The organism is Streptomyces sp. NPDC047072, from assembly GCF_040643855.1.
In the GTDB taxonomy this organism is placed as follows: domain Bacteria; phylum Actinomycetota; class Actinomycetes; order Streptomycetales; family Streptomycetaceae; genus Streptomyces.
The window spans coordinates 1-20,260 of the sequence record NZ_JBEYVC010000039.1 but is presented as its reverse complement, the minus strand read 5'-3'; the positions used below and the strand labels follow the sequence as shown (position 1 = coordinate 20,260).

General features: G+C 72.3%; 17 protein-coding genes. 7 read left to right on the top strand and 10 right to left on the bottom strand.

Going from position 1 to position 20,260, the window contains the following annotated elements:
- Nucleotides 1–43: 43 nt before the first annotated feature.
- The gene (locus tag ABZ896_RS18975; protein WP_360929935.1) at nt 44–2,782 is read right to left on the bottom strand and encodes a hypothetical protein; all 2,739 of its coding nucleotides are present in this window, start codon (nt 2,780–2,782) and stop codon (nt 44–46) included.
- A gap of 212 nt (nt 2,783–2,994) precedes the next feature.
- Here ABZ896_RS18975 and ABZ896_RS18970 point away from each other — a divergent pair, with 212 nt between their 5' ends.
- A complete protein-coding gene (locus tag ABZ896_RS18970; protein WP_360929788.1) occupies nt 2,995–4,353 on the top strand; it encodes a Gfo/Idh/MocA family oxidoreductase in 1,359 nt (452 codons plus the stop codon).
- 9 nt (nt 4,354–4,362) lie between these two features.
- On the opposite strand, the gene ABZ896_RS18965 is transcribed toward ABZ896_RS18970, so the two are convergent.
- Nucleotides 4,363–4,776, bottom strand: a complete 414-nt coding sequence (locus ABZ896_RS18965; protein WP_360929785.1) for an OB-fold domain-containing protein — start codon at nt 4,774–4,776, stop codon at nt 4,363–4,365.
- A gap of 137 nt (nt 4,777–4,913) precedes the next feature.
- Nucleotides 4,914–5,588 carry a TetR family transcriptional regulator gene (locus ABZ896_RS18960; protein WP_360929782.1) on the bottom strand — a complete coding sequence of 225 codons (675 nt, stop codon included), beginning with the start codon at nt 5,586–5,588 and terminating at the stop codon, nt 4,914–4,916.
- Nucleotides 5,589–5,766: 178 nt separating this feature from the next.
- Between ABZ896_RS18960 and ABZ896_RS18955 the strand changes: the two genes are divergently transcribed.
- Complete coding sequence (locus tag ABZ896_RS18955; RefSeq protein WP_360929779.1) at nt 5,767–6,438, top strand: peptidoglycan-binding domain-containing protein; 672 nt, start codon at nt 5,767–5,769, stop codon at nt 6,436–6,438.
- Between the two features lie 9 nt (nt 6,439–6,447).
- Complete coding sequence (locus tag ABZ896_RS18950; RefSeq protein ID WP_360929776.1) at nt 6,448–6,939, top strand: flavin reductase family protein; 492 nt, start codon at nt 6,448–6,450, stop codon at nt 6,937–6,939.
- Between the two features lie 18 nt (nt 6,940–6,957).
- Here the strand turns inward: ABZ896_RS18950 and ABZ896_RS18945 are convergent, their stop codons facing one another.
- The 4 genes from ABZ896_RS18945 to ABZ896_RS18930 form a co-directional block, all read right to left on the bottom strand.
- A complete protein-coding gene (locus ABZ896_RS18945; RefSeq protein ID WP_360929932.1) occupies nt 6,958–9,276 on the bottom strand; it encodes a SpoIIE family protein phosphatase in 2,319 nt (772 codons plus the stop codon).
- A gap of 186 nt (nt 9,277–9,462) precedes the next feature.
- Nucleotides 9,463–10,029, bottom strand: coding sequence for an antibiotic biosynthesis monooxygenase (locus ABZ896_RS18940; protein WP_360929773.1), 567 nt, complete (start codon nt 10,027–10,029; stop codon nt 9,463–9,465).
- Between the two features lie 60 nt (nt 10,030–10,089).
- Nucleotides 10,090–10,476 carry a hypothetical protein gene (locus ABZ896_RS18935; RefSeq protein WP_360929771.1) on the bottom strand — a complete coding sequence of 129 codons (387 nt, stop codon included), beginning with the start codon at nt 10,474–10,476 and terminating at the stop codon, nt 10,090–10,092.
- A 317-nt stretch (nt 10,477–10,793) separates the two neighbouring features.
- Entirely contained in the window at nt 10,794–11,717 is a 924-nt protein-coding gene (locus ABZ896_RS18930) for a MurR/RpiR family transcriptional regulator (protein WP_360929768.1), read from the bottom strand.
- 170 nt (nt 11,718–11,887) lie between these two features.
- On the opposite strand from ABZ896_RS18930, the gene ABZ896_RS18925 reads away from it, so the two are divergent.
- Both ABZ896_RS18925 and ABZ896_RS18920 read left to right on the top strand, forming a co-directional pair.
- Nucleotides 11,888–12,049, top strand: a complete 162-nt coding sequence (locus ABZ896_RS18925) for a hypothetical protein (protein ID WP_360929766.1) — start codon at nt 11,888–11,890, stop codon at nt 12,047–12,049.
- Between the two features lie 6 nt (nt 12,050–12,055).
- Complete coding sequence (locus ABZ896_RS18920) at nt 12,056–12,457, top strand: DUF3662 domain-containing protein (protein ID WP_360929763.1); 402 nt, start codon at nt 12,056–12,058, stop codon at nt 12,455–12,457.
- 14 nt (nt 12,458–12,471) lie between these two features.
- On the opposite strand, the gene ABZ896_RS18915 is transcribed toward ABZ896_RS18920, so the two are convergent.
- From ABZ896_RS18915 to ABZ896_RS18905, 3 genes are all read right to left on the bottom strand, one after another.
- Nucleotides 12,472–14,148, bottom strand: a complete 1,677-nt coding sequence (locus ABZ896_RS18915) for a phospholipid carrier-dependent glycosyltransferase (protein ID WP_360929760.1) — start codon at nt 14,146–14,148, stop codon at nt 12,472–12,474.
- A 93-nt stretch (nt 14,149–14,241) separates the two neighbouring features.
- Nucleotides 14,242–16,164, bottom strand: coding sequence for a phosphatase PAP2 family protein (locus ABZ896_RS18910; RefSeq protein WP_360929757.1), 1,923 nt, complete (start codon nt 16,162–16,164; stop codon nt 14,242–14,244).
- A 107-nt stretch (nt 16,165–16,271) separates the two neighbouring features.
- The gene (locus ABZ896_RS18905) at nt 16,272–17,180 is read right to left on the bottom strand and encodes a BadF/BadG/BcrA/BcrD ATPase family protein (RefSeq protein ID WP_360929754.1); all 909 of its coding nucleotides are present in this window, start codon (nt 17,178–17,180) and stop codon (nt 16,272–16,274) included.
- A gap of 309 nt (nt 17,181–17,489) precedes the next feature.
- On the opposite strand from ABZ896_RS18905, the gene ABZ896_RS18900 reads away from it, so the two are divergent.
- Complete coding sequence (locus ABZ896_RS18900; protein WP_360929751.1) at nt 17,490–18,611, top strand: ROK family protein; 1,122 nt, start codon at nt 17,490–17,492, stop codon at nt 18,609–18,611.
- 276 nt (nt 18,612–18,887) lie between these two features.
- Nucleotides 18,888–20,210: an extracellular solute-binding protein gene (locus tag ABZ896_RS18895; RefSeq protein WP_360929748.1), complete on the top strand. Its 1,323-nt coding sequence runs from the start codon at nt 18,888–18,890 to the stop codon at nt 20,208–20,210.
- The last annotated feature ends 50 nt before the right edge of the window (nt 20,211–20,260 follow it).

Here is a 20,260-nt window from a genome sequence, read left to right as displayed (position 1 = left end):
GCGGACCGAACGGCCCGCGCCCCCGTCGTCGTACCCGAGCGCCCTACGACGCGTCGAGCACCGTTCCCGTCAGCGCCGGACGGTCCGGCAGCGGTTCGGCGTCGTAGTCGGTGAGCACGAGGCGCATCGTCTCGGTCGGCTCGGCGATCTGGTCCTGGATCGTCCGTACCTCGAAGTCGGTGCTGGTGCTCCCGGCCGGGATGTTCATCCACACCCACAGGTTCGCCTGCGACAGCGGGCGCTCCGGGTCGGGCACGTCACCGGCGTAGTCCATCAGCCACTGCGGGTCGACGTCCTTGGTGGACAGCTCGGCGCCCTCGGTGACCGGGACGACCCGGACCGGCTGCCAGATGTCCACGGCCGCGGGCTCGGCGAGCGACAGCCGCCAGGTCAGCGTCTGCCCCTCGGTCACCCGGTCGGTGACCGGCGTCAGGGTGACGACCGGTTCGGGGTCGTCGTTGAGGACCCTGATCCCGCCGCGGTGCGCGCCGACGACGGCGTGGTGGACCGCCTTGACGGCGATGTCGTACTGCTTGTCGTAGTCGAAGGTGGTGTCCCCCTTCACCTCGACCGGCACGTCGATGACATCGCTGCCGGGCCGTACGGTGACGAGCTTCTCCGTGGCGGTGCCGTTGTCCGAGTCGAGGACGTACACACGGACCTGGCCGCTGCCGTGCCCAGTGACACCGACGGGGATCCTGTAGGTGCGGGTGCCCGAGTCGCCCTCCTCGACGGTGACGCGGCCGACGTCGACCCGCGGCAGCGCGGCGGCCTTCACCGCCGGAGTGCCGGGGGCCCAGCCCCAGGCGTCCATCAGCCAGGCCTGGCCGGAGCCGGAACGCGGGGTCAGCTCAAGGGACTTGACGTGCCCCAGGTCGAGCCCGGCCTTGGTCGCCGCCGTCAGCGGCAGCCGCAGCTCGCGCGCCCAGTAGGAGGACGTACGGTCGGATCCGGGCAGCCCGTCCACCTGGACGCGGCCCAGCGAGACCCGGCGGTTCGAGGCGTCGGTGACGGCCACGTCGAGCTTGGTGCCGGTCGTGTTCGGCGGGACGAAGACCCTGAGCGCCAGCTGTCGCGCACCGCTCAGGGACAGCGGCTTCGGCGGGGTGATCCGTGCCGCCGTGCCCGGCGCCGACCACTTCAGCTCCACGGCGCTGCGGCCGACCTCCCGTCCGGTCTCCCACCACGCGAAGTGCGGCGAGCCGCCCGGGGTGTCCGACGGCAGACAGGCCACGGCCGGATCCGGGTCGATCGCCGAGCACAGCCGGGCGCCGGTCACCTTCACCGGGGCGTCGGGCAGGAATCCTCCGGTACGGCGCCCACCCACCGCGTGGGTCAGCACCCGGGCCGGGTCGGCGGAGGGCGCCCGCTTGCCGGAACCGTCGAGCAGCGGCCGCACGCGGTCGTCACCGGCCAGGAACAGCCGGGCCGCGGCGGCGATGTAGGTGGAACCCGCCTTGTGCTGCTGGTCGGCGGTGAGCCGGGTCGGGGCACCGGGCGTGCACACCGGGTCCGGGGTGTCGGCCTCCCAGAAGTCGTCCGAGGAGGGTGCCTCGGACTGGCCCGGGGTCCACTCGCTGTTGAAGTAGTTGTGGTTCGCGCCGACCACGTAGACCGCGCTGTGCAGCGCGCTGCCCCGGCTGATGGCGCGCGTCCCGTCGACGTACGCCTCGCCCTGGAGGTCGGAGACGTCGCCGTCGCAGCCCGGCAGCAGGGTCACGGACGGTACGTCCGCGACCGGATTCTGGCCGAAGATGGTCGGTCCGATGAGCACGGTGCCGCGGATCTTCCAGCGCACCGGGCCCTTGTAGCCGTCCTGGGCGGCCGGCGGGGGGTACAGGCTGTCCATGGCGGCCCGGTTGACGCCCTCGCCGCCGCGCGAGTGCCCGACGAGCAGCACCTTGGACAGATCGGCCTTCGGAGCCTTCCGCACGACGGCCGGGGCCGTGCCCGGGTGGGCGGCCCACTCGGCCCAGCGGGCGAGGTGCTGCCGTACCAGCGAGGAGCGCGCCTGGGCGCCGGCGTCGTCGGCGTCCGCGTCCTGGGCGTTGATGCCGTTCGCCGAGATCGACACCGTCACATAGCCCTGGGAGGCCAGCAGTTGCTGGTCGCGCTCGTAACCCCGGTAGCTGGGCACCGACTTGTAGCCGTCCGCGCAGGGCCAGGCTCCGGTCACGTCCTCCTCGCCGCCCGGCTTGTAGCAGGTGTAGTGCCGGCCGTGCAGGAACAGCGCGAGCGGGCGCGGGCCCTTGGCGTTCTTCGGGGCCACCACCTCGGCGGTCATCTCGATGGGGGTGGCGTACCCGGGCAGCTTCACCGGGTCGAGGTCGTACTCACCCTTGACCGTGCGGTACGAGCCCGGCCTGCCGGGGGCGACGCCGTTCGCCGGCGCCTTCGCGGGAACACTCGGCTTCCCCGCCGCGTCACTTTCGTCGGGCGCGGCCGCGTCCAACCGGCGCCCCGCCGCCGTCACTTGGAGGTCGGTCAGCCGACCAGAGTCCGCCTTCTCCAGGTCCAGGCGGAAGGTCCGCCCGTCCTTCGCCTGCTCCGGAACCCCCAGCAGCCGGTTCCCGGCGCGGAACTCGACGCGCGCGTCCCCCATGGGGACCTCCCGCGGAGCACGCCAGACCAGCTCGCGTCCCGCCCCCTTCCCGTCGATCCGCCAGCCGGGCGGCAGCCCGCCGTCGTCGCTCGCTCTCAACGGCCCCGCCTGGGGCGGCTGTTGGGCCTGTGCCAGTCCGGGCGAGCCCGCCAGGGCCGCCAGTACCGCCACGGCGGTCACACCTATTCGCCGGGCACGGATCAATGCCTCGTCTCCTCAACACCCGATGCGCAGACGTCCCGTCGGTCCCGGGAGCCTCTCGCGTCACGGAGGACGGCCGAGGGACGTCTGTGGGTTTACTGTGAGCGCCCATGTCCTGTGGCCGAGCGATGTGATCAAGCCAATACGCTCGCGCGGGAGTTGGCCCCCGTACGACGGGAAAGGCCCCGGAGATGAGCCGAACTCCCCTTCTCCGCGCGGCAGTCGTCGGCACCGGCCACCGCGCCCAGATGTTCACCCGCGCCCTGGCCGCCCGCCCCGGCCACCGGGTCGCCGCGCTGTGCGACCCGAACCCGACGCGCATCGCCTTCCACAACCGGCTGCTCGCCGAGGCGGGCGAACCCGCCGCCGACGCCTGGGACCCCGACCGCTTCGCCGACCTGCTCGACAAGGAGGGGATCGACGAGGTCGTCGTCACCACCGTGGACTCCGCGCACGACCACTACATCGTCCCCGCCCTGAAGGCCGGCTGCCGGGTGGTCACCGAGAAGCCCATGACCGTCGACGCCGAGCGCTGCGCCCGCATCCTGGACACCGTCAGCGAGACCGGCACCTCCCTGACCGTCGCCTTCAACTACCGCTTCAACCCGGTGCACGAGAAGGTCCGCGCCCTGCTCGCCGACGGCGCGATCGGCGAGGTCCTCTCCGTCCACTTCGAGTGGCTCCTCGACGTACGGCACGGAGCGGACTACTTCCGCCGCTGGCACCGCGAGAAGCGGCACAGCGGCGGCCTGATGGTCCACAAGTCGAGCCACCACTTCGACCTCGTCAACTGGTGGCTCGCCGACACCCCGCAGGAGGTCTTCGGCTACGGACGCCTCGGCTTCTACGGCCCTGAAGCGGGCGAACGCCACGGACTGCGCCGCGACTACACCCGGGCCCACGGCGCCGCTCCGGCCGCCGACGACCCCTTCGCCCTGGAGCTCGCCGCCGACGACACCCTGCGCGCCCTCTACCTCGACGCCGAGGGGGACGACGGCTACCACCGCGACCGCAACGTCTTCGGCGGGCCCGTCACCATCGAGGACGACATGGCGGTCCTCGTCCGCTACACCGGGGGCGCGACCATGACCTACCACCTCACCGCGTACGCGCCGTGGGAGGGCTACCGGGTCATGTTCAACGGCAGCGCCGGGCGGCTGGAACTGGAGGTGGAGGAGAGCCGGTGGCAGGCGCCCCGGACCCGGATCACCTCCGCGAGCGGCGCCCTGCACGGGGACACCGCGGCCGACCACGCGGGCGGTGCCCGTCTCACCCTGCGACCGCTCTGGCAGCCCCCGGCCGAGGTCCCGCTGGTGACCGCCCACGAGGCGCACGGCGGGGGAGACCCGCGCATGCTCGACGCGCTCTTCGGGCCGGTTGCCGGGGGAGCGGCGACCGATACGGGAGCCGTGACCCATCCGACCGCCACGGAACGCGACGGCGCCCTGGCGCTCGGGGTGGGACTCGCCGCCAACCGGTGCTTCGAGACCGGGCGGCCGGTGCCGGTGCGCGATCTGATCCCCGGGGTGTTCCCCGGAGCGGTGGACTGACCGGGGCGGTCAGCTCCAGGCGCGGTAGGGCTCGTCCAGCAGCTGGAAGACCGGCTCGCCGCGCACCGGGTCCTTGACCGTCGACAGCCGTACCCGGTCGCCGCTGTGGATCGCGGCGGCCGGGCCCATGACCCGCCCGCGCACCACGCAGCCCTCGGCCAGCTCGACCAGCGAGACGTTCCGCGCGGCCGGGGTGTTGCGGTGCACCACCGTGGAGTGCCGGACCGTGCCCGTGCCCTCGCTGCGCTCCGTGCGCAGGTCGCCGCACTGACAGACCGGGCAGAGCAGCCGGTGGTACATCGCCGTGGCGCACCAGGTGCAGCGCTGGAAGAGGATGGCGTCGGAGGGCTGTCCCACGGGATCGAGCAGCCCCGTCCCGGAGCCGGCTGCCTGGCGGGCAATGCTTCCCGAAGAGTGGTACACGCTGGTCAACTCCCTGCGCTCGGCCGGAAACCCACGTGCGCGGTCGCCGTGCCACCGTGCACACGCCCAGCGTATGGCACTCAGTGCCAGACGTAAAGGCACTGCGTACCCATGATTTCGGCCGTCCGGCGGTCGGCTCAGTCGCGTCCGATCGCCGACTCGATCTCCTGGACCACGCGCCACAGCGGCGCACCCCGCCGGGAGACGAGCACCACGACGTCCTCGGTCGGGGCGGCCGAGGTGCCGAAGGACGACTGCACGTACCCGAGCGCGTGGTCGAGCCGCTCGACGGCCTCCCCCTGTCCGTCCGAACGCAGCCAGGAGCGCAGCGCGTTGTTGTGCGCCGCGACCACCGCCGCGGCGATCACGTCGGCCTGGAGCGTGCCGTCGGTCCGCCCGGACAGGCGCCGGCGCAGGTACTCCGCGAAGGCCCGCTCGTAGCGCCACACCACGGACAGCTCGTAGGCGCGCAGGCCGGGCACCTGCTTGGTGAGCCGGTAGCGCTGCACGGAGAAGGACGGGTTGTCGGTGTACATCCGCAGGACGAGCCGGGCCGCCTCGCAGACCCGCTCCAGCGGCTCGCACCCGGGGTGGCTCGCGGCCAGGAACGCCGTCATGTCGGTCAGGCAGCGCTCATGGTCCGGGAAGACCACGTCCTCCTTGGACGGGAAGTACCGGAAGAACGACCGGCGCCCCACCCCGGCGAGCGCCACGATGTCGTCGACGGTCGTCTGCTCGTACCCCCGCTCCACAAAGAGCTGGAAGGCCGCAGCGACCAAGGCGTCCCGCATGGGGGGCTTCGTGGAGCTCATGGTCGGGAACGTAGCACCCGGACGGACCGGATGGCACTCGGTGCAGCGATGTGAGGGAACTGAGTGCTCTCGATGGGTGTGCCGTGCCCGTGCTGAACATTCGGGCCCCGTCGCCCCGTATCACTCCCCGGGGAGACGCCGTGCGGGCCCGTGGTGCACGGGACGGAAGGAGACCAGGATGCCGACACCGTCCGAGCGGGGGCAGGAGCCGGACAATGAGCCGATCGAGCCGATCCGCGTGCTGCGACCGCGGCGCACGGACGCCCTCGCCGAGCTGATGAAGGACATGCCGCGCCGGCACACCGGATTCGAGTCGATCACCCTGAGCGGCCGGTCGCCGGCCTCCGAGGGCGCGACCGAGGAACTGCCCCCGGTCAAGGACGCCCACGCCGCGTCCGCCGCGCGGCACGTCCCCGTCGACCGGGTGCCGGGCCTGCGCCGCACCGTGCTCGCGGCAGCCTTGACCGTCGCCGCGGTGATCGGCTTCGGCTGTGCGCTGCTGCTCTCCGGGCGGGGCGACGCCCGCGCCGACGACACCCCCGTCCAGCCCGCCCCGACCAGCGCCGCGGCCTCCGCGCCCCCGTCCCGGGCGGCCACCGGCGACGTCGACCCGGACGGCGCCGGCACCCTGCGCGAGGGCGACAGCGGCCCGGAGGTGACCGACCTCCAGGAACGCCTGCTGCGCATCCCGGACGTCTACTCCCACGGCTCCACCGACGGCACCTACGACGCCACCCTCCGCGCCGCCGTGGCCCGCTTCCAGCTCTGGTACGGGATCCGCGGCGACGAGGACGGCGTGTACGGCGACGACACACGGCGCGACCTGGAGTCCCGCACGGGCGGCGGGTGACCGGCGAGGATGGCGGGCATGGACGCCTTCATCGACCGGCTCGACCCCGAGATGTGCGTGGTGACCGCCGCCGCGGACGGCGAACTGGCGGGCTGTCTCGTCGGATTCGCCTCCCAGTGCTCCATCCACCCGCTCCGGTACGTGGTGTGGCTGTCGAAGGTCAACCACACCTACCGAGTGGCCCGCGCCGCCGAACGGCTCGCCGTCCACCTGCTCACCCGCGAACAGTGCGACCTCGCCGAGCTGTTCGGCGGGCGGACCGGGGACCGGACCGACAAGTTCGCCGGGGTTCGCCGGCGGGAGGAGGGCGGTGGGGCCGTCGTACTCGAGGACGCCGCGGCGTGGTTCGTCGGCACGGTCGTCCTGCGCGTCGACGGCGGCGACCACGAGGGCTTCGTGCTGGAGCCCGTGGCCTGGGGCGAGCGGGAGAACACGCGCGAGACTCCGTTGCTACGGCTCTCCGCGGCGAGCGGCATCGAGCCCGGACACCCGGCGGACTGAACCTCCGCAGGTGGGCGGTCACTCCGGCGTGGCCGGCACCCGGATGTCCACCACGCACACGTCGTCGCGCCGCTCGCCGTCCAGCACCGAGGTGAGCAGCGGCACCAGGGAGCCGGGCTCGTCGCAGGGATGCTTGGCGACGGCCTCCGCCAGCCGCTCCAGGCCCCGGTCGACGCCCTCCGCGCGCCGCTCCACCAGGCCGTCCGTATACAGGAGGATCCGGTCGCCCGGCTCCAGGAAGCAGCGCGCCGCCCGGAACTCGGGGGCGGCGCACGCCCCGAGCAGGATGCCGTCGGGGCGGCCGAGATACCCGACCTCGCCGTCGCGCACCAGCAGCGGCGGCGGATGACCGGCCTGCGCCCACTCCAGGCAGCGCTCCTTGGGGTGGTAGCGGGCCAGGACCATGGTCGCGGTGCCGTGCGAGTCGCGGGAGTGCAGCAGCAGGGTGTTGAGCCGGGCCAGCGCACCGGTCAGCGACGAGCCGGTGATCACCATGCCCTTGGCGGTGAACCGCAGCTGGGCCATGGTGGCCACCGCGTCGATGCCGTGTCCCGCTACGTCGCCGACCACGAACAGGGCGTCGCCGTCGGGCAGTTCGATCGCGCTGAACCAGTCGCCGCCGACATGGATCCCCGACTGCGCGGGCAGGTAGGCGACTTCGACCCGCAGCCCAGCCAGCCGGACCGGCCGGGTCGGCAGCGGCAGCAGTGCGTGCTGGAGCCGGGCGGCCATCTCCCGCTCGGCGCGCAGCAGGTCGTGCTGGGTCATGATCGCCTGCTCGCTCTCGACGAGCGCGAGCTCCGTGGTGCGCTGCGCGGTGAGGTCCTGCACGAAGCCGTGCACCTCGACCGGCCGGCCCTCGGTGTCCGCGACCGCCTCGGCGACCATCCGCAGATGGCGGGTCCCGGCCCCGGTGCGGATCCGGAAGGGCACGTCGAACTGCCGTCCCGTGTGCAGGAGTTCCGTGACGGCCCGGGAGAGCGCCGGGGCGTCCTCGGGCAGCGCGAGCCCGGCGAGGCCGTCGAGCCGGACCGGCCCGAGCGCGGGGTCCCGGCCGAGCACGGCGAAGACCTGGGAGGACCAGCTGACCTCGTGGGTGACGAGGTTCCAGTTCGCCCAGCCCAGGTTGCCCAGCCGCTGGACGTCCGCGAGCCGCTGCTCCTGGCGGTCCGAGGAGTCGTGCCGGACCCAGGTGACGACCAGGGCGGCGCCGAGCCGCGCCGCGTGGATCGCGTACGTGGACAGTTCGGCGCTGCCCGCGACCATCTGCTGGTGGGCGAAGGGTTCGCCCCCGAAGGACTCGCCGGTGGCCAGGGTGTGCAGACAGCCCTGCCACAGCGCCTCGTCGGCCATGCTCGGGAAGCACTCCAGGATGCGCCGCCCGAGCAGTGACCGGCCGGTGCGGCCGACGACGTCGACCGCCTCCGGAGTGGCGGCGTCGATGCGGTAGTCCTCCGTCTCGCCGGAGGGGCCGCGCAGCGGGGTGAGCAGCATCGCCGCCCCGGGCAGCGAGTCGAAGACCGGCTGGGTCGCGGCGGTCGGCACACCGGCGCCGGCCTCGGCACGGGCGGCGGACGAGCGCAGCCAGCCCGCGCAGAGCCGGGCGACGGCCGGCAGCAGCTGCCGGGTGCGCGGAGTGAACGGCGCGCCGGTGGCCCGCAGGACGCCGATGCAGACGTCGGGCCCCGACCCGGCCGCTACGGGCAGCCAGGCCCGGGTCAGCCAGCGCTCGGGCGGGTCCCCGATGAGCAGATACCGCTGCTGGTCCGCCTCGGGGTCCTCCAGCCAGCGTGGCTCGCGGGCCCGCAGCGCGTCGAGCGCGGTGATGCCGGCGAGCGGCGGGACCTGGCTCCACTGGGCGGCGAGGGTGTCGTCGATCCCCGCGTGCCCGATCAGCTCCAGTCCGCCGGCCGGCAGCGCCCGGAAGAGCATCACGGCGTCCGCCTCGGCCTCCGACGCCAGATGCTCCAGCAGGCAGCGGGCGAGGTCGGCGGGTGTCCCGACATGCACGAGCGCCTTGCCAAGCCGGCCGAGCACGGTGAAGCCCTCGTCCACGCCGGAGGATTCGTCGGCGCGGGCCTTCTCACCGGCGCTTTCCTTGTCGACACGGGCCTTCTCATCGGCACCCGCCGTCCCGCCGGTCCCGCTGTGCGGCGGGGGCACCAGGGTGCCGAGGGTGATCCAGCACTCCTCCAGGAGGGTGCGGTTGCCGGCCTTGGCGCGCTGGAGCAGCTCCTCGCCGGCCGCGTCCGGGGTGCATCCGGTCAGCGCCATGAGGGCGCCCTTGGCCCGCTCCAGCACCGCCGATGTGGCGGCCTGGTCGCGCAGCCGGTCCATCTCGGCGCGTTGGCGGGCCACGACCTTGGCGAGAGTCGCCGTGTCGGGCGCGGTTTCGGCCTGGGAGGTGTCGGCGGGCTCGCTCGTCACGGGTTGAGCATCCCACACACGGAACACGACGATCGTGGTCTTGGGCCCACGGATCCCACACACCGGTGACCCCTCGTGTTGACGCGGTCGGCGCGGTCAGTCGTCCCGGGGCGGATACAGCCACCTTCGCAGGCCGCGGCTGAGGAGGGGCATCACGAGATAGGTCAGCACCGGCAGCAGCACCACCGGGAAGACGGCCGCGCGCAGCGGCAGGGGCCAGGAGGCCGTACGGGGCGTCGCCAGCCACTGGATCAGCAGGACGCAGGGATAGGCGCCGAGGAACGTGGTGAGCACCATCTTCCAGCGGACCGGGGGCCGCACCGTGGTGCCGGGCAGGCTGAACCAGGTCTCCATCCCTGTCGTCGACTGCCGTTCGCTGCCCAGTTCCGTGGCGATGCCCTCGATGCGGGCGTGCCAGTCGGCCCGCTCCTCGGACTCCAGCCAGGCGGAGAGCCGGTGGGCGTCGGACCAGCGCAGCACCGCGTGGAACCGGTGCCCGTCCTCGGGACGCAGCCACGAGACGCCCTCGTTGCCGGGGAAGCGCCTGGCGCAGCGGGTGATGCCGAGCGTCCAGCGCTCGAACTCCTCCTCCCGGCCGGGTCGCACCTGCCAGGTGAGGACCGTGGTGACGGGATCGCCCCGCCGGACTTCCGTGGTGCCCATGGTCACCACGGGTGCCACGGACGGCCGCGGTCATGCCCCGCGGGCGCTCCGGCCGTCGGGTCAGCGGCCGTGATGGCTGTCGACGAGGGCCTGGGTGACCGCGCGGACGCTGCGGGCGATGTGCTGGAGCTGGAGGACCTCGGCCGCGTACAGCTTGATGGTGTGCTCGATGACCGACTCCGGAAGGCCCAGCGCGGGCAGGTCGGCGCGCGCGGTCTGCAGGGCGGTGCGGGCGACCCGGATCTCGTTCTGGACCTGGATGTGCGCGTGCCGGGCGAGCAGGACGGGGTGCCTGATCAGGGCCGGGTAGCTGGCGTACCGCGCGGGCACCAGCTCGCGCAGCCACTTGGCCGCCGAGCGCTCCCAGTCGTAGCTGCCGGGGACCTTGACCTGGCAGGGCCAGTCCTGGCCGGTGCGGGTGGCGGTGTGCGTGGTCGTCACGGTCATGGTGATCGCTTCCGGGTGTGCGGCGTCGTGCGGGGTGGTCGACGGTTCGGGCGGCCCCGGTCTAGGGGATGACCGGGGCCGCTCATGGGCGCTCGCACAGGCGATGCCCGACCGAACACCCTTGGCGCCGACGCGGGTAGGAGACGGCGGCACGGGGTGTTCGCCCTGGACGCCCCGGCAGGCGGGGCGGACCGTGAGAAGTATTTATATATGCCGTCCGCTTTGCAAGGCGTATGAAAACATTCATGTGTGCTGTGAGCGGATGGGTCCCGTTGTGAACCGGTTCGACCGGGGGTGGTGGGCTCGGTCCCCGAGGCTCAGTCCCTGAGGAAGAAGTGGTGCTGGTCGGAGATCTGCTCGTACTCCTCGAGCCGCGCCTGGGTGCGCTCCGGATCGGCGTCCGTCATGGCCTGGAGCAGGGCGGCGGCGAGCACTCCGGGGGCCGCGTAGGAGTCGAAGACCAGGCGGGAGCCGGTGCCGGTGGTCAGCACGACATCCGCCTCGTCGGCCACCGGCCCGAGGGTGAGGTCGGTGACCAGGGCGACCTTCAGCCCGGCCGAGCGGGCCACGCGGATCGCCGTGAGGGTCTCCTGGGCGTGCCGCGGCATCGAGAAGGCGAGCACCCAGGTGCCACCCGCCTCGCGCGACTGGAGCAGGGCGTCGTAGGCGACGCTCCCGCCGCGCGTCACCAGCCGTACGTCGGGATGGATCCGGCGCGCCGCGTAGGCGAAGTACTCGGCCAGCGACGCCGAGATGCGCAGGCCCAGGATGGTCAGCGGGGTCGACTCGGAGAGCCGTCGGCCGGTGTCGACGACCTGGGCGGGGTCGCCGAAGTCGCGGCGCAGGTTCTCCAGGTTCTCGATCTCGGCGTCGACCGCGGCCTGCAGTTCGTTGCCGCGGCTCTCCTCGTCGGCGTGCGGTCCGCCGGCGAGGCTGCTCAGCGCGATGGCCTGGAGCCTCTCGCGCAGGGCGGGATAGCCGCTGAAGCCCACCGCCGAGGCGAACCGCGTCACGGAGGGCTGGCTGACGCCGACGCGCTCCGCGAGATCGGTGATCGACAGGAACGCCGCTTCGTTGATGTGCTCGATCAGGTACTGCGCGATGCGCCGCTGTCCCGGGGAGAGCCGGGGCCGGTCGAAGAGCGACCTGAGCCGGGAGGTCGGGGCGGCCTCCTCCTCCGGGACTGTCTTGCCCGAGGTGATCGCGGAGGCCTGCGCGCGTGCCTGCTGCGACGATGGCACCGAGGCTCCTCGTTTGTCTCCCACGGGGACTCAACATAGCTCACGCACCTCGGTGACCAGCGCTTGTACGAAGGCATCCGGCAACTGCCCAGGAGGGCGGATATCCGGCCCCGGTACGGGAACCCGCCGCTCGGACACCCTGTACGACGAACACCGAGGAGCGCTCCGGCATGACGGTGCCCGAGGAGAACCGGCCCAGGACGCACACCACCGACGACCTCCTGGAATCCCGTGGGGAGACCACCCCGAGCAGTACCGGCGGCAGCGGTCGCACCCTGCGCGAGGCCTTCGAGGAGGCGGACGTGAGCCCCGACGACTTCGCCGAGGAGTGAGCTGGAATGAGTGGGCTCAGCACCCTCGAACAGGCCCTGGAAAACCGGTGGGAAGCGCTGTGGGCGCGGGTCTTCGACCGGGAGCCGGTCGAGATCGTCGAGGCGTTGCGGCGCGAGTGCGACAGTAACGTGGTCGTGTGCAGCGAGCGTCGCGTGGTGGTTCCGAACGCGTACGACGTCGAACTCGCCGATGCCGTGCACGACGAACTCACGCGCCGCGACAGTGAGGTGGGCCAGGCCCTCGCCGACAGCCTGGCCCGCCACGGCGAACGGCACGGCTACGAATGGGCCGGACCGCTCACCGTGCACATCACCAAGGCCCGCGAGGTGCCCAACGGCCGCTACCGCATTGCCAGTCGGGTGATGCGGCATGTGAGCGCCGACGGGTTCGAGCACGCGACCCGGTGAGGCCAGGTCCGAACTCAGCGGCGGTAGATCGTGATGGAGTGGCCGACCTCGTCGACCGCGCGGCTGCCGTCGATCAACTCGGCCAGTTTTCCCTTCGCTTTGGCGACCGAGGAGTCCGAGACGACCAGTAGCCCCCGCACATCCGCGACCGGCTCCTTGAGCGGATCGGACGCCTCGATGCCGTACGCGGCGGGCGCCCCGCTGCCCTTGTAGACAAGCCAGACCCGCTCGTCGGGGTAGCGCTCGCGCAGCCGGTCCGCGAGCCGGCCGAGGTCCTGCCCCCAGTCGACGTTGGAGTCGTGCAGCCGCAGATGGGTGCGGGACGGCCCGCCGAACGCCTCGTTGGAGTACGGCAGATAGTAGGGGAACGTCCGCACCGAGCTGACCGCGACGAACAGCACCAACGCCGAGGTCGCGACCACCGCCCACCGCCTGCGCAGCGCCAGGACACAACCGGCAGCCACCGTGAGGAACATGGGCAGGAAGAGCGTGTACCGGGTGCCGAAATCGCGGGACCCCGTCATCGCCACCGCGAGCAACACCCCTGCGGGGACCAGCAGATAGGGCGCCGCGGGCCGCAGTCGCCGTACCGCCACCACCACGACCGCGCCGGCGGCCCACAGCGCGAGCAGGCCCAGCGGGGTCTTCACCAGGATCGCCGCGGGCAGGTAGTACCAGAGGTGCCCGGTGTACACCCGCCCGAACAGGAAGCCCTGCCACGGGTAGTTCTCGAAGTGGAACTGGATGCGCATCCCGTTCCCGTACGCCGACGGGAACGGGAGCAGGTCGATGAGCGTGCCGCGCAGGCCGTGGACGGCCGGAAGCGGGTCCGGAGAGGTCCAGCGCAGCCGCGGGTCGACGACCAGGTACGACGCCCAGACGACGGCGGTCGCGGTGACGGCGGCCACCGCCACCGCGCCGAGCACCCTGACCACGTTCCTGCGGGCGTGCCACACGGAGAGGGCGGCCAGCACCAGGACCACCGGTACGGCGGCCAGTGCGCTCATCTTGGTGGCCAGGGCGGCGCCGAGCGCCAGACCGGCGAGCGGGACGTACAGCCGTGGGCGCAGACGGGCCCGCCAGAGCAGCCAGACCGAGGTGAGCAGGAAACCGGCCAGGGGCACATCGAGCGTGGCCAGCGAGCCGTGGGCGACGAGGTCGGGGGAGAAGGCGTAGAGGGCGAGGGCGGTGAGACCGGCCGCCCGTCCGGCGAGTTCGCGAGTGAAGGAGAAGACGACCAGCCCGAACAGCAGGGTCAGCAGGATCACCGGCAGCCGGGCCCACAGCATCAGCCGCCAGGGGTCGTTGCCCGACTCGTACAGCAGGTGCGGGCCCAGGTCGATCTGCGGGCCGTCGAAGGAGGTGTCGACGTGCGGGTCGGCGATCGCGACCCCCACGGCCACGATCAGCTTGCCGAGGGGCGGGTGCTCGGGGTTGTAGCGGATGCCCTGTCCGTGCAGGTACTCGGCGGCGGTCGCCACGTAGACCGGCTCGTCGATGGTCGGGGTCTGTTGTACCGCGGTGGTGACCATCGCGACGGCCATCTGGCCGAGCAGCACGACGACGAGGAGCGGCACCAGCCAGCGCCTGGCCGGTCCCGCGGCCTTCGGCCCCTTGGGGCCCGGCCGCGGGTGCTCCTCGTCGTCCTGTGGTCCGGTGTCGAGGACCGTCTGCTGTTCGCTCGCCATCATCCGCCCTGCGGCGACACCGACCGGGCGGCGGCGGGGGCGATCCGGAGGAACCTCATGGGGCCCACTCTGGCATCCACCCCCGCCATGGGGGTGTCACCGCTTCAGGAGTCGTACCGACAGACCTTCCGCCGTGTAGACGGGTACGGCCCGCAGCGTGTCGGAGTTCAGCTCGATCCGGTCGAACTGGCCGCGCAGCGCCGACGCGCCGAGGACCCGGACCGTGCTGCCCGCGGCGGGCGGCTTCTCGGCGTCGAGGTGCAGGGAGAGCGCGCTGCCCTTGCCGAGCACCGCGCGCCGCGTGACCTCCAGGGCGGGGCCGCGGCCCGAGCGCAGGGTGACGTCGAGGACGGCCGACTCCTGGGCGTAACTGCCGTGGACTTGGACCGTCGACCTGGTCGCCACCTGGAGGGTGCCGCCCGTCACCCGCACGTCGCCGTGGCCCAGGGCGTGGGCCGAGGCGGCGACCAGGGTGCCGGCCTCGACCGAGGTGCCGCCCGTGTAGGAGTTGTGGCCGGTCAGGGTGAGCGTGCCGCTGCCCCGCTTGGTCAGACCGCCGCACCCGTCGATGTCGTTGCGCCAGCTGTCGGCCGCCTTGAGGCCGCCGGCCGCCGCGTCGAGGGTGACGGTGACGTCGGAGTCGAAGGCGCCGTAACCGTCCGCCGCCAGGAAGAGGTTGAGCCGGCCCCACTGCTCGAAGCCGTCGAGGAGGACGTACCCGGAGGGCAGCGCGGTGGTGCGCAGCACCTCACGGCGCTGGTCGGCGCTCAGGTACGGCTGGCGCGTCTCCAGCAGGACCTCGGCGCCCTTCGGCACGGTGAACGGCTTGCTGCGGCCCTCGCGCTTGAGGATGTAGGTCAGCCGGGGCGTGAGGGACTCCTTGTTGGCGTCCCGGTCCGCGTAGGCGTCGGAGGCGTCCGCGTGGGCGTAGGAGAAGAGGGTGTCGGCCGTGGTGCCGGTCTGCTGGGTGAAGTACGCCAGCGCCTGGGCGCGGGCGGCGGCCTTCAGGTCCGCGTTCGCCGGGTCGGCCAGCGTCGCTGCGGCCAGCGCGGTCGCCATGATCCGGCCGCCCATCACGTCGACCGTCGAGTGCATGCCCGCCATGATCCGGGTGTGGCTCAGCTCGAAGGCCCGGGTCACCAGCTCCTGGAAGCGCTCCGGCACGGCGTAGGCGAAGGCCAGCGCCGCCAGGTGGAAGGCGTTGGTGTGGCCGCTCGGGAAGCCGCCGTCGTCCACCGGCGACGTGCTGCGCTGCCGCAGCAGCTGGGCGGCGACGACGACCTGGGAGTCGTAGACCGGATAACCGAGCGCGTCCGTCTTCCCGGTGTCGACGACCTCGCTGTCCTCGTTCATGCGCCACGGCCGCGGGTACTGGAAGGCGTACTTGCCCGGGTTGCCGGAGGCGTAGGGGCCGCGCACGGTGTCGACCAGCTTGGCCACCAGGCCGAGCGAGGAGTCGTAGGAACCCGCGCCGATCGCGGAACCGGCCGGGGCGCCCGCCGGCACGGCGTCGCTGATCGTGGTCGCCGGGGTGGTGTCCGGGGCGCTGGTGATCGAGGTGACCGCCTTGGCGCCGGAGCGGTAGAGGTCGGCCAGCGGGCCGAGGCCGCCGATCATGGCGTAGCTCTGGTGCTGACGGTCGTAGACGAAGGCCTCCTTGGCCTCGGCCTCGGTGCGCGCCTGGGTGACGCGGGCGCAGTAGCGCATGTTGGCGCGCAGGATCTCGGGCCGCAGCGGGGTGCCGGTGTTCCAGGCGGCGCCGGTCTTCCACACCTCGGACATGCCGCCCAGGACCCGCACCACGGCGTTGGTCTCGGGCGTCAGGTTCGCCATGACATTGGACTTGTAGTCGTCCACGAACGCGGCGGGGGCGGTCGCGGCCTTGGCGTCCGCGGCGGCCAGCCAGGTGACGAACGTGGGGGCGGCGAGGACGCCGGCCGAGGCGCCGAGGGAGGTCTTCAGGAACCCCCGTCGTCTCATGGTGGGTGCGGCGGAGTGCTGCCCGGCGGATGACGGCATGGGTGGAGCCTCTCTTGAGTTCTGCGGCCGTACGGCCGGGAGTCCTACGAGCGAAGATCTACGGGCGGGTCATGTCGGAGCGGGGGAGACTCGACGACCGGAACATGTCATACGAGTGAACGGGCCATCGCTACGGCACCCTCGACGGGCGCCGCCCGCAGAGGCTGGGTCCGGGCCGTGGGAACGCCGTCGGCCAGGGCCGACACGAAGGCGTCGTACAGCGAGGACTGGGCGAGGACCGTGCTCCCCGCGACGACGACGTCGTCGACCACCACCCCGCGCGCGGCGAGCCGTTGGACGAGCGCGGCCAGTGCGCGACCGGCCTCGGCCACGACCGCGCGGGCGAGATCCGAACCGGCCTCGGCGGCGGCGAACACGGCCGGAGCGTGCCGGCCCCATTCGGCGGAGGGGGCGGTGGCAGCCTCAAGTGCCGCACCGAGCCCGGGTACTTCGGGAACGTCGAAAGCGGCGAGCAGGCCGAGCGCGAGGGCGTCGGGCTGTTCACCGCGGTCGTGTGCCGCCCATACGGCGCGGACGGCCTCGCGGACGAGACCGGCGGCGCCGCCCTCGTCGCCGAGGAGCGCGCCCCAGCCGCCGACCTGGACGGCGGTGCCGTCGGGGAGACGGCCCACCGCGACCGAACCGGTACCGGCGACCAGGCCAACCCCCTTGTCCAACCCCGCGGCGGGCACGAGGAGTTCGGCGTCGCCCACGACCAGCGCGGGGACGTCGAAGTGGAGTTGGAGAGCGGTGCGGATCTGCGCGCACTGACGCGCGGTCTCGCAGGCATGGGCGCCGACGGCCAGCGCGGAAGGGCGTACGCCCTTGGGCAGGGCCTCGGTGAGCAGGGCCGCCAGCCAGCCGGCGGCGGCCACGGGGTCGCAGGGCCGCCAGCCGCTGCTGGGACGGACGTGATCGGCCACGACGGTGTCGCCCGTGAGCGCGCGGAGCTGCGTCTTGGTGCCGCCCACGTCGATGCCGACCACCAGAGGGCCAGACAAAGGGGTGTCCTGCACGGATCCTCTTTCGTCGGTGCGCTGTGTGCTGCGACGGCGGGCGAACCGTGTCTGGAGGCAAGGCAGTTGATGCATAACGAAGCCCCGGGACAGGCTTCTGACGGACCACGGCAGGCGAGTACCGTGACGTTCGTTAGGAAGTTAACTAACGAAGTACAGTGCGTGTCAATAGGCGTCACGCACTCGGCTTCCCCGGCCCCCCGTCCGGGCCGGGAACGTATGACGCCAGGGCAACCCATCGCCGCCTCCCGCCGAGCCGACCCGGCGCGGGGGAGCGGCCTGTCACCTGGGGGAAGTGTGGAACACGACGTGGTAAGAGCCCCCCGTCTGACCGAGAGCGCGAGCGCTGTATTCGCCGTGCTGGCCCAGGCGGGCACCGCGACCCGCCCGCAGCTCGCGAGCCTCGCGCGGCTGTCCAAACCGACGGTCTCCTCCGCCGTCGCCGAACTGGAGGGCGTCCAGCTCGCGGCCCACTCCGGCACCTCCTCCGGCGGTACGGGCCGCAGCGCCGCCGTATACCGCCTCGGTCCGGCCGCGGGCTCCGTGCTCGCCGTCGACCTCGGTCCCGCCGTCACCCGGGTGCGCGGCTGCGCCCTGGACGGCAGCCTGCTCGCCGAGGCCACCGGACCCCGGGAGGACGCCGCCGACGTCGTACGGGAGGCGCTCTCGGCCCTGCCCGCCGACGCCCCGCTGCGCACGATCGTGGTGGCCGTCGGTGACGTCACCGCGCCGCAGCGGATGCGTCCCGCCACGGCCAAGGCCGGTCCCGTCTTCGACGCGGTGGCCGTCGCGCTGCCGCCCGGAGTCCCCGTCCACCTCGAGAACAACGTCAACTGCGCCGCCCTCGCCGAGCTGCACGAAGGCTCGGCCCGGGGCCGGCACACCTTCGGCTATCTGCGGATCGGCGTCGGTATCGGTCTCGGCATCGTCGTGGGGGGCCAGGTGCTGGCCGGGGCCAACGGGGCGGCCGGAGAGCTCGCCCGGCTGCCGTACCCCTGGGACGACGACCTGGAGCCCCGCCACGAGGCCCTGGAGGAGTACATCGGCTCCCGCTCCCTGCTGCGCCGGGCCGCACAAGCGTGGCCGGAATCCGACGTTTCATGCCCTCGTACCGCCGATCGGCTCTTTTCGCTCGCCGGCGAGGGCAGTGCCGCGGCCCGCGCGATCGTCGACCGGCACGCCGTGGACGTGGGCCGGCTGGCCGCCGCGGTGACCGCCGTACTGGACCCCGGGCTGCTCGTCCTGGGCGGCAGTACGGGCGCGTTTCCGCAGCTCCTGCCGGGTGTGCGGGCCGAGCTGGAGCGGCTCAGCTGGCCCACCGAGGTGGTCAGTAGCACGCTGGGAGAACTGGGCACCGTGGTGGGCGCCGCCCGCCTCGCGGTGGCCAGAGGAGTCCAAACCGTGACCGAGGCGGCGCGGACGAAGGATTGACGGTTTCGGACTCGGTCTGCCAATGTCCGGACAAGCGCTTTCTAAGTCGGCCGGGACGCCGGCTTGGGGCGAGCGTCCCGCCCGTACTCGACGTACGGCAACCGCACGAGGGCGTGCCCGTGCGGTGACGGCCAGACCGGCCGGGGACCTCACTCCGCGTGGACGACGCGGCCGGGCGAGGCCGCGCCCCCGGAAAGCGACTTTTCCTGCAAAATGCCCCCGTACCGCTCGGTCGGTGCCGGGCACCGTCTCCTACGACGAAAAAAGGGATCGAAGATGACCACTGTGGGTGTACGGCGCTCGCGCCGGCTCGGCCGCGGCGGTATGCGCCGCATGGTTCCCCTCGCTGCCGCTGTCTCGGCAGGAGCCCTGCTGCTCACCGCCTGTGGAGGGGACTCCGGCTCCGGCGGTACCTCCAAGTCGCTGACGTTCTGGATCTCCACGGTTCCGGGGCAGGATGCGGGCTGGAAGAAGATGGTGGCGCAGTACAAGAAGGAAACCGGCGTCAACCTCAAGCTCGTCAACATCCCCTACGACGGCTACACCACGAAGCTGCACAACGCCGCGCAGGCCAACTCCCTGCCCGACGCCGCGGCCGTGCCGGCGCTGGACCCGATCTGGTCGAACAAGCTGATCGACCTCAAGTCCATCGCCAACAAGAAGAGCAACAACATCAACGCGAACTTCATCGCGAAGGACTCGTCCGGGAAGGTGCTGGCGATCCCCTCGGACGTCACCGCCTCCGGCCTGTTCATCAACAAGTCGCTCTTCGAGAAGGCCGGTGTCTCCTTCCCGACCGACCCGGCGAAGACCTGGACCTGGACCGACTTCATCGCCGCGGCCAACAAGGTCCGCGAGAAGACCGGCGCCAAGTACTCCCTGACCTTCGACCAGTCGCCGTCGCGACTGCGCGCCATGGTGTACGAGATGGGCGGCCAGTACGTCCACGCGGACTCCTCCGGCAAGTTCTCGGTGGACGCGGCGACCAAGAAGGCCGTGAACACCTTCGTCGGCTGGAACGACGACAAGACCATGCCGAAGTCGGTGTGGACGTCCGGCGCCGACCCGTCCGCCATGTTCCAGAGCGGTGACGTCGTCGCCTACTGGTCCGGCGTGTGGCAGGTGCCCGCCTTCGCGGACAGCATCAAGAAGTTCGAGTGGGCGAGCGTCCCGACCCCGGCCCAGCCGGTGCAGGCCAGTGACGTCAACAGCGGCGGCATGGTCGTGGGCTTCAACAACAACAGCGACGCGGCCACCGCCGCGACGAAGTTCCTGTCCTGGCTGTACGAGCCGGCCCACTACCAGGCGCTGTGCGAGGCGTCCGGCTTCCTGCCGGTCGAGAGCGGTCTGAACCCGACGTACCCCTTCAAGTCCGAGGCGGCGCAGGCGGCGTTCAAGCTCTACAACCAGGAGATCCCGCTCTACGCCCCGATCTCCGGCTACTTCAACGGCGCGCAGACCGCCTGGGTGCTGAAGGGCAAGAGCCTGACCGAGGACCCGACCAAGACGGAGCTCGGCAAGGCGATCAACGGCCAGCAGTCGGCCGACAAGGCCCTGCAGAACATCGTGGACGGCTACAACCAGCAGGTCGGCGGCTGACGTAGGCCCAGGGGCCGGGCGGCGGTGTCCCAACACCGCCGCGTGGAAGG

Excerpts from the sequence above, each read along its gene's own strand:
- ABZ896_RS18970 (WP_360929788.1), top strand. The coding sequence starts at position 2,995 with ATGAGCCGAACTCCCCTTCTCCGCGCGGCAGTCGTCGGCACCGGCCAC.
- ABZ896_RS18960 (WP_360929782.1), bottom strand. The coding sequence starts at position 5,588 with ATGAGCTCCACGAAGCCCCCCATGCGGGACGCCTTGGTCGCTGCGGCC.
- ABZ896_RS18955 (WP_360929779.1), top strand. The coding sequence starts at position 5,767 with ATGCCGACACCGTCCGAGCGGGGGCAGGAGCCGGACAATGAGCCGATC.
- ABZ896_RS18950 (WP_360929776.1), top strand. The coding sequence starts at position 6,448 with ATGGCGGGCATGGACGCCTTCATCGACCGGCTCGACCCCGAGATGTGC.
- ABZ896_RS18945 (WP_360929932.1), bottom strand. The coding sequence starts at position 9,276 with ATGGACCGGCTGCGCGACCAGGCCGCCACATCGGCGGTGCTGGAGCGG.
- ABZ896_RS18940 (WP_360929773.1), bottom strand. The coding sequence starts at position 10,029 with ATGGGCACCACGGAAGTCCGGCGGGGCGATCCCGTCACCACGGTCCTC.
- ABZ896_RS18935 (WP_360929771.1), bottom strand. The coding sequence starts at position 10,476 with ATGACCGTGACGACCACGCACACCGCCACCCGCACCGGCCAGGACTGG.
- ABZ896_RS18925 (WP_360929766.1), top strand. The coding sequence starts at position 11,888 with ATGACGGTGCCCGAGGAGAACCGGCCCAGGACGCACACCACCGACGAC.
- ABZ896_RS18920 (WP_360929763.1), top strand. The coding sequence starts at position 12,056 with ATGAGTGGGCTCAGCACCCTCGAACAGGCCCTGGAAAACCGGTGGGAA.
- ABZ896_RS18915 (WP_360929760.1), bottom strand. The coding sequence starts at position 14,148 with ATGATGGCGAGCGAACAGCAGACGGTCCTCGACACCGGACCACAGGAC.
- ABZ896_RS18910 (WP_360929757.1), bottom strand. The coding sequence starts at position 16,164 with ATGCCGTCATCCGCCGGGCAGCACTCCGCCGCACCCACCATGAGACGA.
- ABZ896_RS18895 (WP_360929748.1), top strand. The coding sequence starts at position 18,888 with ATGACCACTGTGGGTGTACGGCGCTCGCGCCGGCTCGGCCGCGGCGGT.